The organism is Stenotrophomonas genospecies 5, from assembly GCF_054473825.1.
The window spans coordinates 24669-39223 of the sequence record NZ_JBTMUW010000001.1 but is presented as its reverse complement, the minus strand read 5'-3'; the positions used below and the strand labels follow the sequence as shown (position 1 = coordinate 39223).

The following is a 14555-nucleotide window of genomic DNA, read 5'->3' as shown; positions in this document are numbered from 1 at the left end:
CAGGTACTACTCCGTTCGCTTGTTCAGGGGGCGCGGATTGTCGGGGTCGGTGCGGCAGCCGCTGCCCCCGATCAGGGTCGGTGCTCCGGCAGCGAGATCCTGGCGCTGGCTGCCGACCAGACATTCGGGGCGGTCGGTCGGCCGCACCTGGGTATCGCCCAGCCGGTCTCCCGACGAACATGCGGCCAACAGGCCGCCAATCAAGGCCAACGTCATCGACCTCACCTGCTGTCGTTGATGCATTGCCACACCCCGCGAACCGGCTTGGTGCTAGTGTGCGCCTCCCGGGATTCGATCACCACCCCATGGCCAAAGCGCCGCTTGACCTGACCGCCGGCCCGATCGGCCGCAATCTCCTGCTGTTCTCGCTGCCGATCCTGGCGGGCAACATCGCGCAGTCGCTGAACGGTTCGGTGAACGCGGTATGGGTCGGGCGCTTCCTCGGCGAAGCGGCACTGACCGCCACCGCGAACGCCAACAACATCATGTTCTTCCTGATCGGTTCGGTGTTCGGCTTCGGCATGGCCTCCACCATCCTGATCGGCCAGGCCATCGGTGCACGGGATATCGCCCAGGCACGGCGCGTGGTCGGCACCAGTGCCACGTTCTTCATCGGCCTGTCGGCGATCATCGCCATCGCCGGCTGGTTCATGGCCCATCCGCTGCTGGCGGCGATGGGCACGCCGGCGGCCTCGCTGCCACTGGCCGAGGCCTATCTGCGCATCATCTTCCTGGCAATGCCGACGTTGTATGCCTTTGCCTTCCTCAGCGCCGCGCTGCGCGGTGCCGGTGACTCGCGTACGCCGTTCCGCTTCCTGCTGCTGTCGGTCGTGCTGGACATCGCATTGAATCCGGTACTGATCTTCGGCATGGGTCCGTTCCCGGAGCTGGGCATCGCCGGTTCGGCCTGGGCCACGCTGGTGTCGCAGACCCTCTCGCTGGGCGGCCTGCTGCTCTACATGCGGCACAAGCGCCACACGCTGTGGCTGGGTCGCGCCGACATGCGCCTGTTCAAGCTGGACCTGACCATCCTGAAGGCACTGGTGGTCAAAGGCGTGCCGATGGGCCTGCAGATGGTGCTGATCTCGCTGTCGGTGATCCTGCTGATGACCATGGTCAACCAGTACGGCACCGAAACCGCGGCGGCCTATGGCGCCTCGTTGCAATTGTGGAACTACGTGCAGATGCCGGCGATGGCGATCGGCGCGGCCTGTTCGACGATGGCCGCACAGAACGTGGGTGCCCAGCAGTGGGATCGCGTCCGCGGCACCGCACGCAAGGGCGTGCTGTTCAATTTCCTGCTGACCGGTGCGTTGATCCTGCCGCTGGTGCTGCTGGACCAGTACTCGCTGGCCCTGTTCCTGCCGCAGGGCAGCGAGTCGCTGCAGATCGCGCGCCACCTCAACCATGTGGTGGTCGGCTCGTTCCTGTTCTTCGGCGTGAGCTTCGTGATTTCCGGCGTGGTGCGCTCGACGGGTGCGGTGATTCCACCACTGCTGATCCTGGCCGCGTCACTGTGGGGCGTGCGCGTTCCGTTCGCCGAACTGCTGCAGCCCTATTGGGGCGCAGATGCAATCTGGTGGAGTTTCCCGGTCAGTTCTCTGGTGTCGATGCTGCTGTCGCTGGCGTACTACCGCTGGGGGGGATGGCGCAAGGCGAAGATGATCAGCACACCCGCGAAGGCCGAGGCGATTGCCACACCGTCGGAGATTCCCGCCTGCCCACCGTCACCGGTGGCGGACCCGGATGCCGTGACCCGGTAGCGCCGGGCATGGCCCGGTGCTACCGCTTGTTCTTCGCGGCGTTGTGCTTGGCCGCCGCGCGCATCAGGGTCTTGAACGCCGTGGCATCGGGCATGGTGCCTTCATGGATGTCGATCGCGCGCCGCGTGTTGCCTTCCAGGCTGGCGTTGAACAGGCGCTTCGGGTCTGGCAAGGCCGCCCCCTGGGCGAAGGTCAGCTTCACTGCCTGCTTGTAGGTCTCACCGGTGCACAGGATGCCGTGATGCTCCCATACCGGTGCGCCCCGCCATTTCCAGGTTTCCTGCACCTCCGGCAGCGCTTCATGGATCAGCGCCCGAACGCGTGCCAGCGTTTCACCGCGCCAGTCACCCAGTTCCGCGATGCGCGCATCGATCAGTGCGGCCGCGGGTGTTCCGGCGTCGTCGGGGTTCGGTGCATGCGTGGTCATCGTGTGCTCTCGTCGGCGGAACGTCCGGAATGGCGGGCTTACATGCGTTCGCCGGGCAATGCAGCGGCCTGGCGGACCCACTCGAGGAACTGCGCTTCATCCAGCATGCCCTCCTGCGTGATGTGCAGGTAGCGGGTATCGGCGCTTCTGGACGGCTCCGGTGGCATCGGTTGCAGGGCCGCGCCGCGGAAGAACGCAACCTTGATGTAACGGGCGAAGCAATGGAAGCTGAGGAACCAGCCGGCATCGGCGGCCACCGCGTACATCGGCGAGTTCCACTTCACCGCCTTGTGCACGCCGGGCACGGCTTGGCCGATCAGTGCGTCGAGGCGTGCGCCGATGGGCTGCTTCCAGTCCGGCATGGCGGCGATGTACGCCTGCACCGGCGCATCACCCTCGCCCTTGGCGATCTGCGGATTTCCCCCGGACAGGAGCCTGGGTGCAGTGGAAGGTGCGGCTCGCTTGGAAGGCATCGCACGGCGCATGCATGGGAATGAAGCCGCAGACTAGCGCCATCGGCAGCCTGCGGTCACGGCGCACTGCGCCATCGCTTCAGTCCGCCAGCGAGGCCAGGAACTGGCGCCATTCGGGCAGCTGTCGTTGGCGTTGAAGCGAGCGCATCAGGAGCGCCATCACCACACCGAACAGGCCGCCCGCCAGCAATCCGGCACCCAGCAGCAGGCCGAGTGGACGCTCACCGCCCTGCCACAGCAGCAGCCACATCAGGGCGCACCAGAACAGGCCGAACAGCAGCCCCTGCACCAGCGCGTTGATGCGGAAACCGGCCAGGATCGGCGGCGGCACAGCGACACCCATCCGCCACAGCGTCCGATGCAGCAACGGTGCGGACTGCGCGCGCGGCAGCCCCTTGTCGTCCAGCAGACGAAGCGCCGCGCGGATGCGGTCGGGATAGCGCAGGTCGTTCTTGTTCATCGCACGAACCTAGCGGATGCAGGAGCACAAACGCAAACGGCCGCCCGAAGGCGGCCGTCGCGGCAACAACCGGAGTTGTCTATCAGGCCTTTTCGGCCAGACGGGCAGCCTTGGCCTGCGCAGCGGCAGCCAGGTCTTCCTTGATGCGGGCAGCCTTGCCTTCCAGGCCACGCAGGTAGTACAGCTTGCCGGCGCGGACCTTGCCGCGGCGCTTCACTTCGACCGAGTCGATGATGGCGCTGTGGGTCTGGAAGACGCGCTCGACGCCGTAGCCGTGCGAGATCTTGCGGACGGTGAACGAGGAGTTCAGGCCGGCATTCTTGGTGCCGATCACAACGCCTTCGTAGGCCTGCACGCGCTCACGGTTGCCTTCCTTCACCTTCACGTTGACGACAACGGTGTCGCCCTGGCTGAACTTCGGCAGTTCGCGGGTGATCTGGGCGGATTCGAATTCCGCGACGATGGACTTGTTCAGCTTGCTCATGGGTTACACCGATTCTTGTTCGGGTGGGCGTGTCGATTCGACAACATAGGCTCATGCAGTCACCGGACTGTGCTGCACGTTTGTTTTGGGTACTGCGCACGCCAGCCGGGGCCGGCGGGAATTGGCCATGATAGCCGATAACGCCAGCCCTGCGCTAGGGGCTGGCCTTTTGTTTCCGGGCCTGACGGCCCTGCTCCAGCAGTTTGCGGTCGGTCTTGCCCAGCGCCTGTTCATCCAGCAGGTCCGGGCGCCGCTGGGCGGTACGGACCAGGGACTGCTGGCGGCGCCAGGCGGCGATGGCCGCGTGGTTGCCCGAGCGCAGCACCTCCGGCACGTCACCCAGCGGGTGCTGGGCCGGCTGGCTGTAATGCGGGCAGTCGAGCAGGCCGAGGTCGCCCTCGAAGCTGTCCTGTGCCGCCGATTCAGCGTCGTTCAGGGCCCCCTCCTGCAGGCGGGCCACGGCGTCGATGATGACCGCTGCGCCCAGCTCGCCGCCGGACAGCACGTAGTCGCCTAGGGAAATCTCCTCGTCGACATTGGCTTCCAGGAAGCGCTCGTCGATGCCCTCGTAGCGCCCACAGAGCAGGACCATGCGCGGCAGCGCCGCCAGTTCACGGACCTTGGCCTGGGTCAACGGCGCCCCCTGCGGGCTGAGGTAGATCACCCTGGCCGGGGTCGGATCGGCATTGCGGATCGCCTGCAGGCAGGCCTGCAGCGGTTCGATCAGCATCACCATGCCCGGGCCACCGCCGAAGGGACGGTCGTCCACCCGGCGGTAGTTGCCTTCGGCGTAATCACGGGGATTCCAGCCGTGAAGGCTGAACAACCCTTTCTCCTGCGCGCGTCCGACCACGCCCAGTCCAGCAGACTGGGCGAGGAACTCGGGGAACAGGGTGATGACGTCGAAACGCATGCTCAGAACTCGGGATCCCAGTCGACCACGACCAGGTTCGCCTCGAAGTCCACCGAAACGACGAAGTCCGGCAGCACGAACGGGATCATCCGCTCGCGGTCGCCACGGACCACCACCACGTCGTTGGCGCCGGTGCTGAACAGGTGCGAGACCTGGCCCAGGGCAACGCCCTCGGTCGTCTTCACGTCCAGGCCTTCCAGGTCGACCCAGTAATATTCATCCGGATTCGGCGGCGGCAGCGCGCTGCGCGGCACATAGATCTCGGTGCCACGCATGGCTTCGACCGCGTCACGGTCCTCGACGCCGGGGAAACGCGCGACCAGGTGCTTGCCGCTGTCGCGACCCCGCACACCTTCAATCGTGGTTTCCACGCCGGACGGACTGCGCACGATCCATGGCTGGTAACGGAAAATGGCGGAACGTGGCTCGGTCCAGGACTCGAGCTTGATCTCGCCGCGCACACCAAAAGCGCCGACAATCCTGCCCAGCAGGATGCGGCGCTCGATATCTTTCATCTGCTTCAACCAGGAGGGCCACGCCGGAGCGTGGCCCGTCAGGATCAGGCCGCAGCGGCCTGGGACTTGGTCGCTTCCTTGATCAGGTTGCGGACCTTGTCGGTCGGCTGGGCGCCGTTCTTGACCCAATGGTCAACGCGGGCCAGATCCAGCTCGATGCGCTTCTCGGCGCCCTGGGCGACCGGGTTGTAGAAGCCAACGCGCTCGATGTTACGGCCGTCGCGCGCGCTGCGCACGTCGGTGACGATGATGTGGTAGAACGGACGCTTCTTGGCGCCGCCGCGGGTCAGTCGAATCTTGACCATGGTGTGTTTTCCTATTGCCCAGTCGCCAGGATGGCGAGGTAAGCGGGCGATTATAGCGGCAGAGCGTGACCGAGCCAACCCCATGCGTCACGGTAGCGCCGGGCCATGCCCGGCGGCCGGCAGGCCATGCATCCGTTCAGGAAAGCGGTTGCCACGGCACGCCGGCCAGTACCGCCCGGCCCTGTTCAGCCAACGCCAGCGAGCCGGTCAGGGCCCGCCCATCAATGCTCTGCAGCGCCCAGAGTCCGCTGGCGTTGCAGGCAAACGCAGCCTGCACTCCATGCAGGGCGCCTGCCGGCAGGGGCCGGCACAGCTGCGGTCCGTTCCAATGCTCACGCAGCAGGGCCTCTGCGGTACCCCGCAGCGCGGCGGCGCGTGGCCAGATCAGCTGGTGCCCATCATGCACGGCCACGTTCCAGGTCGTGCCCTCGCTGACGTGCCCCTGCGTGTCCACGAAAAGCGCGTCGTCAAACCCGTCGGCCATCGCCGCGCGCCGCTGCGCGAACAGGCCGAACGTGCCGACGTGCTTGATCTGCGGCAGCTCCCGCTGCCAGGTGACGCTGCGCACGCGCCGCGGCGCGGACAGCGATACCGGCGCGGATACCGCCACCAGCACATCGACCGCCACGCGGGCCAGTGGATCGCGGAAGTCGAAGTGACGCGAGAACACCGTCACCCGCAGCGAGGCGTCGGCAAGACCGGCCCTCTGCAGCGCCTGCGCCATCCAGCCGCGCACCTGCGCCGTGTCCAGCTCGCTGCCGAACAGTTCACGTGTGGCCTGCAACAGTCGAGCCAGATGCAGGTCCAATCCCTGCACTGCTCCGCCACGCACCTGCAGCGAGGTGAAGTGACCGTAATTCACCAGCGCCGGCAGCAGATCCTCCACCTGCGCCGGCTGGCCGTTGCAGGTCAGCATCATCGCAGCAGCGCCTGCGCCTGTTCCCACATGCCGCGCAGCACGTCGGCGGCCGGCTGGGCCGGCGCCATCCACGCCGCTTGCCCGGCCCAGGCCTGCATCGCCGCCAGCCGGTTCTCGCGTGTGGCCTGCGCGCGCATCGGCCCGGTCAGTCCACGCTGTACCGGGTACGGGCGCGGAGCCGGCGCACCGGCCGCCGCAGCGGCGCGTACATAGGGCGTTGCTAGGCCGCGGCCCAGTCGGCCACTGAACGCGCGCGTCGGCCAGGTATCCTCCGGTTCCGTGATCGCCAGCGCGTCGGCCCAGGCCGGCGCCAGTGCTGCCTCCGGTGTGCGCAGGAACGCGGTGCCGATCTGCACCGCGCTGGCACCCAGCGTCAATGCCGCGGCGATGCCACGCCCGTCGGCGATGCCACCGGCCGCGATCACCGGAATTTGAAGATGGTCCGTAAGCCGCGGCAGCAGTGCGAACAGGCCGACCAACTGGCGTTCGGCCAGCGCCGGATCGAAGGCCCCGCGATGGCCACCGGCTTCAGCCCCCTGTGCCACCACCGCATCGGCCCCGGCGTCCTGTGCAGCCCGCGCTTCGGCCAGCGTGGTGGCACAGGCGATCCAGGCAATGCCGGCGTCCTTCAACCGCTGCACATGCGCGGGGGAAAGCACGCCCATGATGGTCGAGGCCACCGCCGGGCGCGCGGCCAGCAACGCAGCGAACTGGTCCTCGAAATCGGCTGGCGTGGCATCGGCCGCACTGGCCGGCACCTCCGGTCCCCACTGCGCGAGGAAGGCACGGCTGGCGGATTCGGCGACCACGTCGCGCGTCGGCGCCGGGTCCGGCAACCACAGGTTCACCTGCGCCGGGCCGGTGGAGATGGCCCGGAACTCATCCATCCACCGCCCGATATCGGCGGCCGAGGAGAGCACCGCGCCCATTGCGCCCATGCTGCCGGCATTGGCCAGCGCCGCCGACAACGGCACCGGACAGGCACCGGCCATGGGGGCGAGGAGGATCGGAAGCTGCAATGAAAAACGCCGACAGAAGGCGTCGGCGCGTTCAAGAATCGGCGATGCGTTCACGCGACATACCTGCGGGAGAGGTCGCCGCCCAGCATACGCCAGTCGTCACGGTCTGATCCGTAGATCCGACCGTGGAGGTCAGCGCGCCGCCACCGCGTAGCTGCGGACCAGTTGGCTGTCCATTTCCTCGTTGAACTGGAAAGTCACATAGCGTGCGTCGTCGGCGGCGAATTCGACATCAGCCGAGGCACGACCGATCTCGGAGCCCTCAGCGTCCAGTGCCCGCGCAACCAGCTTGCCATTGAAGGCCTTGTCAGCCACCACATACACCGCGGCCTCCTTGGAGCCCATGCCACGGCTCTTGCCCAACGTGATGGTCAGGCCGCGCGCAGCCAGGCCTGGATCGGCCTGCAGCGTCACGTTCATGCGCTTGTCCACGCCTTCACCGAGTCCCGCGACGAAATCCGCCGCCGTACCGCTGATGGCGCTGCCAGCCTTTTGCGAGACGGACGTGTCGTCCTTGCATGCGACCAGCCCAAAGGCCAGCGCGATCACCATGATGGTTCTGTTCATGAACATTCCCTTGTCAGACACGCAGGTAGTCAAGCAATTCGGCAGCGGCCGCGCAAGTGCAGATCCCGACACGCACGCGCCCGCCGGTGAAAATCAACGGAACGGCATGCCGCGGCCACCCATGGCGCCCATCATGCCCTTCATGCTGCGCATCATGCCCTTCATGCCGCCGCCGGCCATTTTGCTCATCATCTTTTCCATCTGCATGTACTGCTTCATGAGCTTGTTGACGTCGGCCGGAGTCACGCCCGAGCCCTTGGCGATGCGCGCGCGGCGCGAGCCGTTGAGCAGGTTCGGGTTGCGCCGTTCCTTCTTGGTCATCGAACTGATGATGGCGATCATGCGTGGCACTTCCTTGCCCTGGCTGACCTGCTGCTTGAGGTGGTCCGGGATGTTGCCCAGGCCCGGCAGCTTGTCCATCAGGCCGCCGATGCCGCCCATGTTCTGCATCTGCTCCAGCTGGTCGCGCATGTCGTTCAGGTCGAACTTCTTGCCCTTGGCGACCTTCTCGGCCAGCTTGGCCGCCTTGTCCTTGTCGACCTGCTGCTCTACCTGCTCGACCAGCGACAGCACATCGCCCATGTCCAGGATGCGGCTGGCGATGCGGTTCGGATGGAACACATCCAGGCCGTCCGGCTTTTCGCTGACACCGACGAACTTGATCGGCTTGCCGGTGATGTAGCGCACACTCAGGGCGGCACCGCCACGGGCGTCACCGTCGGTCTTGGTCAGCACCACGCCGGTCAGCGGCAGCGCATCCCCGAAGGCCTTGGCGGTGTTGGCCGCGTCCTGGCCGGTCATGGCATCGACCACGAACAGGGTCTCGGCCGGGTTGACCGCTGCGTGCAGGGCCTTGATCTCGGCCATCATCGCTTCGTCGATGGCCAGGCGGCCGGCGGTATCGACCAGCAGCACGTCGACGAACGACTTGCGCGCATCGTCGATGGCGGCGCGGACGATGGCTTCCGGCTTCTGGTCGGCGCTGGACGGGAAGAACAGCACGCCGACCTGTTCGGCCAGGGTCTTCAGCTGCTCGATCGCCGCCGGACGGTAGACGTCGGCCGAGACCACCATCACCTTCTTCTTGCGCTTTTCCTTCAGGTGCTTGGCCAGCTTGCCCACGGTCGTGGTCTTGCCGGCGCCCTGCAGGCCCGCCATCAGGATGATGGCCGGCGCCGGCACGTTGAGGTTCAGGTCGCTGGCTTCAGCGCCCATCACCGCGGTCAGCTCGTCGCGGACGACCTTGATCAGCGCCTGGCCGGGGGTCAGCGACTTCAACACTTCCTGGCCAACGGCGCGCACCTTGATGCGCTCGATCAGCGCCTGTACCACCGGCAGCGCGACATCGGCCTCGAGCAGCGCGATGCGGACCTCGCGGGTGGCCTCGCGGATGTTCTCCTCGGTCAGGCGGCCACGGCCGCGCAGGCGCTCGATGGTGCCGGAAAGGCGCTGGGTCAGGGACTCGAACATGCGGTGCGACCTGTCTGAAAACGGGGGAGAATAAGGCACACAGTATAGCCGGTCCGCCCCTGCTCCCGGGCTGCGACACGGCGGCCGTCGCCAGCACCCCGGGGGTATGCGAAACTGCCACGATGACAATCGTTCTCATCGCCGTCCTGCTCTACCTGGCCGCCAGCGTCCTGCTGGTGCGCGCGCTCGGCCGCGATGGTGCCGTAGGTTCGCCCGCCTGGCTGTGGCCGGCGCTGCCAGCCATCGTGCTGCATGGCGGCTATCACGTGATGGTGGCGATGCGCACGAACGGCGGGCCGGACATGCATTTCTTCGCGGCGCTGTCGCTGGTCGGCCTGGGCATGGCCTGGCTGACGTCGCTGGTGGGTGCACGCGGCCGCATGTCCGCGCTGGGCGTGGTGGTGTTTCCGCTCGCGGCACTGTTGCTGCTGGCCTATCACGGCTATGGCCACGAGCCGAGCAAGGTGCTGGGCTGGCGGTTGGCCAGCCATGCCTGGCTGGCCCTGCTGGCCTACGCCACGCTGAGCATCGCGGCATTGCTGGCGATCATGCTGTGGCTGCAGGAACGCGCGCTGCGCCGCCGCGAATTCCGGCCCTGGCTGCGCGCCCTGCCCCCGCTGGCCGATCTGGAAGCGCTGCTGTTCCGGGTCATCGCGGTGGGCTTCGCCCTGCTCACGCTGACCCTGGTCACCGGCGTCCTGTTCGTCGATGACCTGCTTGCACAGAAGCTGGTGCACAAGACCGTACTGAGCGTGCTGTCGTGGATCGTTTTCGGCGTGCTGCTGATCGGCCGCCGCCGCTACGGCTGGCGCGGGGTGAAGGCGGTGCACTGGACATTGACGGCCATGCTGTTGCTGCTGCTGGCCTTCTTCGGCAGCCAGTTCGCGATCGAGCTGGTGTTCGGACACTCCCGTTGATCGGATGACAGGTCCGCCGGGCATCGCCCGGCGGCGCAGAGCAGTGGCGCCGGGCCATGCCCGGCGAGCGAGGCGTGCCTACAGGCCGTACCGCTCGATCACGTCCAGATGCGGCTGGCGATCCTGGTCGCAGGCTTCGGCCAGGCGCAGCCAGCACAGCGGATGTGCCCAGCCGGCGGTGGCCTGCTGCAGGAACCGGTGCAGCGCGAGCGGTGCGTGATCCTGAGGCTGGGCGATGGTGAACAGCAGCCCCGGCAGCGTGCCATCCTCGGCCTCCGGGTCGGTCACGGTGTAGTCGGGACGGCTGTGGGCCCAGATTTTCCAGCCCTGCGCCTCCACCGCCTCGACCAGGGCATTCCAGGCGTCCTCACCCGGATGGGCGCCGTCGATCAGCCAGCTGCGGGCGAAGCCGCCCCGCTCCAGCACATGCACCTGTGCGTAGGTCGGGATGAAGTGCTCGCGTGCCTCCTCGTCTTCCGGTGCCGGATGCACCAGCGCTGCGTCGAACACCACCCAGTCACCCACCTGCTGGGCGCGGTTGGCCGGCGCGTTCTCGACGATGCGGGCGGTCACCGGGCCACTGCGCCGGGCGTAGTACTCCATCGGCTCGCCCTCTTCCTCGCTGCGGATGATCACCCAGCCCCACGGCTCTTCGACCACACCCTCGGTGCTGGACAGTTCCATGCCGATCGCCGCCGCCGACCGCCGCACGGCGTCCCAGTCATGCGCGGCGCTGGCGGCACTCATGTGGTCCCAATGCGCGGCATTGGGCTCCTCCAGCAGTTCGATCAGCTGCGCGTAGCAGGCCTGGGCATCGCTGAAGCGTCCGGTCTCCATGTACATGCGGGCCAGCGTGCCACGCGCGCCATGCGATCCCGGCGACAGCTCCAGCAGTGCCTTTGCGGCCAGCTCCAACGCCGGCCAGTCGGACACCCGGCGCGCGCGCTGCACCTCGCACCAGTGGGCGAACACCGGCACGCTGTCGCGGAAGACATCCGCCAACCGGCGCAGGCCGGCGTCATCGCCCTGTTCGGCCAGCCACCGCATCAGCGTGTAGGCCGCGGCACCATCGTGCTGCGGATGCGCCGCCACGAAGTCCCACAGCAGTGCGCGTGCTTCGGCCTGCGCGCCGCAGGCATTGAGCGCCGAAGCCGCCGTGTCGGCCAACGGCTCATCATCGGGACACTGTGCGTGGGCCTGCAGCAACCATTGCGCCTCCTGCTCGGGATCGCGCGCGTGGTTCTGCTCCCCGCGCGCTTCCAGCCACGCCAGCAGCTCCGTGGCCGGCACCGGCAACGGCGCGACCTCCGGCAGGCTTTCCACGCGTGCAGCCAGGGCGGCCACCAGCGCGGACGCGCCGCGGTCCTGGCGCAGCTGCGGAAGGTGGGCACGGGCCAGGCCCAGCTGCCGCTGCGCCACCCAGCGCGCGCCCCGCTGCAGCGCCAGCTCCAGGCTGAGTGCAGCCACCTCGATCAACAGCCGGTGCGAACCGACGCGGGCGAAATGTTCGATGATGGTGTTGAAGCGCGTACCCAGGTCCCAGGTGTTGCGCGCCGGATCGCGCCGGCACAACGCGGCGGCGGTGTTCGCCCACAGTCTCCAGTAGTTCGGCGTCAGCTCGCTCCACGGCACCATCTGCTGCAGCGCTTCTTCGTCGCGGCCCAGCTGTGCCAGCGCCCAGGCCTTGGACAGGCGGCGCGGCACGGTGCAGTTGGCCGGCTCATACTCGCCCGATGCGACCACCTCGGCCTCCCGCTTTTCGATCAGCGCCAGCGCTTCCTCAGCGCGGCCCAGGCCCAGAAGGATCTTGATCTGCATCTCCGGGAAGCTGTCGAACACCTCCTTGCCGCAGGCCTCGATCGCGTCGGCCTGTGCCTGCAGGTAATCCAGCGCCTCCTGGCCCCGATCGTCGTCCAGCAGCGCGTCCGCCTTCTCGCAGCTCAGGCACTGGAAGCAGGCCCAGCTCGGATCGATGCGTGCCAGGGTCTCGTCGCAGACCTCGACCCGTTCGGGCACCCAGCCGGGGCCGTCGATGTTGCCGTAGCAGGCGGCCAGATCCTGGGTCACGCAGATCGACTGCGGGCACTCCAGGGTGTCCTCGCGATGCGCACGCTCGAACAGCGCGACCGCCTCGCCCAGTGCACTTTCACCTTCGACGCGGTTGCCCACGCGGTTGCGCAGCGCCCAGTGGCCGACGTAGACATCGACCCAGGGATTGTCCAGCGCCTTGCCCAGCGCACGCGCCTCGGGCAACAGCGCATCGACGCGGTCGACCTGCAGCTCGCTGACGTCGTCTGCAAGGCGGTTCAGCAGGTGCGCGTTCTGCGCCTGCCCGGCCTGGCGCAGGTCGCCCTGCAGTTTTTCTACCCAGTTCCAGATGTCCATGAGGGGATTACGTGCTCCTGTCTAGCGAAGGCTGGATGAGAGCGGGCGTCAGCGCAGCATCTGCTGCAGCGCGCCCGCGATGTCGGTGAAGGCTCCATTGAGGTCGGGGCCTGCGGTTGCCGTCGTCCGCGCCAGGGGCCTGCCCTGCGCGGCGACGATGATCTTCAGGGAGCGCAGCAGGCGTGCAGCCGCTTCGGCCTGCGGGTGGCCTTCGCGCTGTGCGCGCAGCAGCGCCTGCACCGCGGTGTTGTCGAGGTTGAGATACAGCCGCGACGGTGCACGCGATTCGATGCGTGCAGTGAACTGGCGGGCCAGCCGCAGCGCGGCCATCGACACACGCTTGTCGTTCTCGTCGTCCTCCAGCCGCTGCTTCAGTTCGGCCTCGCGGTCGGGCACCACCACCACCGGCAGTGCCTCCGGACTGAAGCGCGCCGGCAGCAGCTGCTCACCATCGCCCAACTGCTCACGCAGCCAGGCCAGCTGCGCCTCATCGAGGCTGTCATCGGTACGGAACAGCGCGCGGTTGCCCTGCTCGGTGCCCAGTTCCACCAGGCGCAGGCCCTTGGCCTGGGCCCAGCGACGCAGGAACGGAACCACCGCATAACGATGGCCATGCGCGACCGGCACCCCCATCGCGCGGAACAGCATCTCTTCGAAACCGCCACCGTTGTCGAGGATCACATGCACGGCGCCGCGTGCCGGCAGCGCGCTGGCCGGCAGATCGCCCTGCGAGGTCGGCACGCGCACGTGCTCCACCAGCAGTTCGAACAAGCGGTCATCACACAGCGCCGCGCCCAGCAGCGCTTCGTTGTGGCGGGCCAGCACCCGGCGCCAGGCTTCAGGCTGCTGCCGTGCGACCTCGGCCAGCCCATCGATCAACGCTTCCAGCAGGGCGTGCTGCACGGCGCGGTAATGATCATCGCGCTGCAGATCCTCACGACTGGCGGTGGGCGTCAGCCGCGAGGACTCGATCACGCCACCGATGAAGCCGGCCCAGGGCGGGAGCAGGTCACGTGCATCGTCGTCCAGCAGCATGCCGCGCACGAACACTGACAGATTGCGGTTGTCACTGGTGCCATAGGTGGCGCCATCCTGCACCCACAACAGGCCCGTGGCGTCGCTGACGCCATCGGCGCGCAGCGGCAGGGTGACGATGGGCTCGAAGTCATGCTCGAAACGCGCGGCGAACTGCAGGGACTGCCGGCGCGCCTGCACCGGGTGCAGCGCGACCTCGCCCTGCGCCCGCCACGGCGGCGGCTCCGGATTGATCGCCGAGGTGGCGGCACCGATGAAGATTGGTTCGGACAGCAGCGCGCAGTACCGCCCCAGCACCTCGTGCAGGCGTGCTTCGTTGGCCAGCGGCAGGAAGTCGGGGTGCAGTTCCAGCTCCACTTCGGTTCCGATCTCGCGCGCGGGCACTTCGCTGACCGTGTACTGCTCGGCATTGCTGGACACGTACAGATGGCCGAGTTCCGGCGTCTGGTAGGAGGTGGTGCGAACGCTGACCCGACGCGCCAGCACGAAGGCGGACAGGAAGCCGAGACCGAACATGCCGATCAGGCCATCCTCGTCGGCGCCGCCCTGGCGCAGGCCACGGGTGTAGCCGACACCGACGGTCGCCAGGTAATCGTGGATCTCCTGGCGGGTCAGGCCCGCCCCGGTATCGCTGATGCGCAGCACGCCGGCGGTGGCGTCGACCTGGACGGAGATCCGGGAAGGCACGTCCCTGCCCGGCTGCTCGATGCGACGGCGGATGATCGAGTCATGCGCGTTCTGCACCAGCTCGCGCAGGGCCACCATCGGCGTGGAGTACAGGTGCTTGCCCAGCACCGTCATCAGTCCATTGAGGTCGACGCCCGCACGGCGGATTTCGGCGGCGGGGGCGGTAAGCGCGGGGTCCTGCATGTAATCGTTTACTCCTGGGCGCGGAAAGGCGCC

The 14555-nt window shown here is 67.7% G+C and carries 16 protein-coding genes; 2 read left to right on the top strand and 14 right to left on the bottom strand.

Annotated features, from left to right (window positions below; translation table 11 throughout):
• Positions 1 to 6: 6 nt before the first annotated feature.
• Positions 7 to 243, bottom strand: coding sequence for a hypothetical protein (locus ACX9OW_RS00160; RefSeq protein WP_053518955.1), 237 nt, complete (start codon positions 241 to 243; stop codon positions 7 to 9).
• Positions 244 to 305: 62 nt separating this feature from the next.
• Between ACX9OW_RS00160 and ACX9OW_RS00155 the strand changes: the two genes are divergently transcribed.
• Positions 306 to 1763, top strand: coding sequence for an MATE family efflux transporter (locus ACX9OW_RS00155; protein ID WP_053518957.1), 1458 nt, complete (start codon positions 306 to 308; stop codon positions 1761 to 1763).
• Positions 1764 to 1782: 19 nt separating this feature from the next.
• Here the strand turns inward: ACX9OW_RS00155 and ACX9OW_RS00150 are convergent, their stop codons facing one another.
• The 11 genes from ACX9OW_RS00150 to ffh all read right to left on the bottom strand — a co-directional run bounded on the left by ACX9OW_RS00150 (position 1783) and on the right by ffh (position 9315).
• Complete coding sequence (locus ACX9OW_RS00150; RefSeq protein ID WP_459061718.1) at positions 1783 to 2190, bottom strand: DUF1801 domain-containing protein; 408 nt, start codon at positions 2188 to 2190, stop codon at positions 1783 to 1785.
• Positions 2191 to 2228: 38 nt separating this feature from the next.
• A complete protein-coding gene (locus tag ACX9OW_RS00145) occupies positions 2229 to 2663 on the bottom strand; it encodes a DUF1801 domain-containing protein (RefSeq protein WP_053518995.1) in 435 nt (144 codons plus the stop codon).
• A 79-nt stretch (positions 2664 to 2742) separates the two neighbouring features.
• On the bottom strand, positions 2743 to 3123 hold the full coding sequence (locus tag ACX9OW_RS00140) for a DUF6404 family protein (RefSeq protein WP_053518961.1): 381 nt from the start codon (positions 3121 to 3123) through the stop codon (positions 2743 to 2745).
• Positions 3124 to 3205: 82 nt separating this feature from the next.
• On the bottom strand, positions 3206 to 3607 hold the full coding sequence (gene rplS / locus ACX9OW_RS00135) for a 50S ribosomal protein L19 (RefSeq protein WP_053518963.1): 402 nt from the start codon (positions 3605 to 3607) through the stop codon (positions 3206 to 3208).
• A gap of 154 nt (positions 3608 to 3761) precedes the next feature.
• Positions 3762 to 4520, bottom strand: a complete 759-nt coding sequence (gene trmD / locus ACX9OW_RS00130; protein WP_053518966.1) for a tRNA (guanosine(37)-N1)-methyltransferase TrmD — start codon at positions 4518 to 4520, stop codon at positions 3762 to 3764.
• Between the two features lie 2 nt (positions 4521 to 4522).
• Positions 4523 to 5035 carry a ribosome maturation factor RimM gene (rimM, locus tag ACX9OW_RS00125; protein ID WP_053518968.1) on the bottom strand — a complete coding sequence of 171 codons (513 nt, stop codon included), beginning with the start codon at positions 5033 to 5035 and terminating at the stop codon, positions 4523 to 4525.
• A gap of 44 nt (positions 5036 to 5079) precedes the next feature.
• Positions 5080 to 5340 (bottom strand): 30S ribosomal protein S16, encoded by a 261-nt coding sequence (gene rpsP / locus ACX9OW_RS00120; RefSeq protein ID WP_005415733.1) that lies wholly within the window; start codon positions 5338 to 5340, stop codon positions 5080 to 5082.
• 136 nt (positions 5341 to 5476) lie between these two features.
• Positions 5477 to 6259, bottom strand: a complete 783-nt coding sequence (locus ACX9OW_RS00115) for an aminotransferase class IV family protein (RefSeq protein ID WP_459061717.1) — start codon at positions 6257 to 6259, stop codon at positions 5477 to 5479.
• Complete coding sequence (locus tag ACX9OW_RS00110) at positions 6256 to 7332, bottom strand: NAD(P)H-dependent flavin oxidoreductase (protein ID WP_346475530.1); 1077 nt, start codon at positions 7330 to 7332, stop codon at positions 6256 to 6258. Before ACX9OW_RS00110 ends, ACX9OW_RS00115 begins: the two co-directional genes overlap by 4 nt.
• 78 nt (positions 7333 to 7410) lie before the next feature.
• Positions 7411 to 7845, bottom strand: coding sequence for a hypothetical protein (locus ACX9OW_RS00105; RefSeq protein WP_197572021.1), 435 nt, complete (start codon positions 7843 to 7845; stop codon positions 7411 to 7413).
• Positions 7846 to 7938: 93 nt separating this feature from the next.
• Positions 7939 to 9315 carry a signal recognition particle protein gene (gene ffh, locus ACX9OW_RS00100; protein WP_459061716.1) on the bottom strand — a complete coding sequence of 459 codons (1377 nt, stop codon included), beginning with the start codon at positions 9313 to 9315 and terminating at the stop codon, positions 7939 to 7941.
• Between the two features lie 122 nt (positions 9316 to 9437).
• Here ffh and ACX9OW_RS00095 point away from each other — a divergent pair, with 122 nt between their 5' ends.
• Complete coding sequence (locus tag ACX9OW_RS00095; protein ID WP_053518974.1) at positions 9438 to 10232, top strand: cytochrome C assembly family protein; 795 nt, start codon at positions 9438 to 9440, stop codon at positions 10230 to 10232.
• A gap of 78 nt (positions 10233 to 10310) precedes the next feature.
• Here the strand turns inward: ACX9OW_RS00095 and ACX9OW_RS00090 are convergent, their stop codons facing one another.
• Together ACX9OW_RS00090 and ACX9OW_RS00085 are read right to left on the bottom strand one after the other, a co-directional pair.
• Positions 10311 to 12617 (bottom strand): hypothetical protein, encoded by a 2307-nt coding sequence (locus ACX9OW_RS00090; protein WP_459061715.1) that lies wholly within the window; start codon positions 12615 to 12617, stop codon positions 10311 to 10313.
• A gap of 48 nt (positions 12618 to 12665) precedes the next feature.
• Positions 12666 to 14522 (bottom strand): ATP-binding protein, encoded by a 1857-nt coding sequence (locus tag ACX9OW_RS00085; RefSeq protein WP_164150734.1) that lies wholly within the window; start codon positions 14520 to 14522, stop codon positions 12666 to 12668.
• Positions 14523 to 14555: the final 33 nt, after the last annotated feature.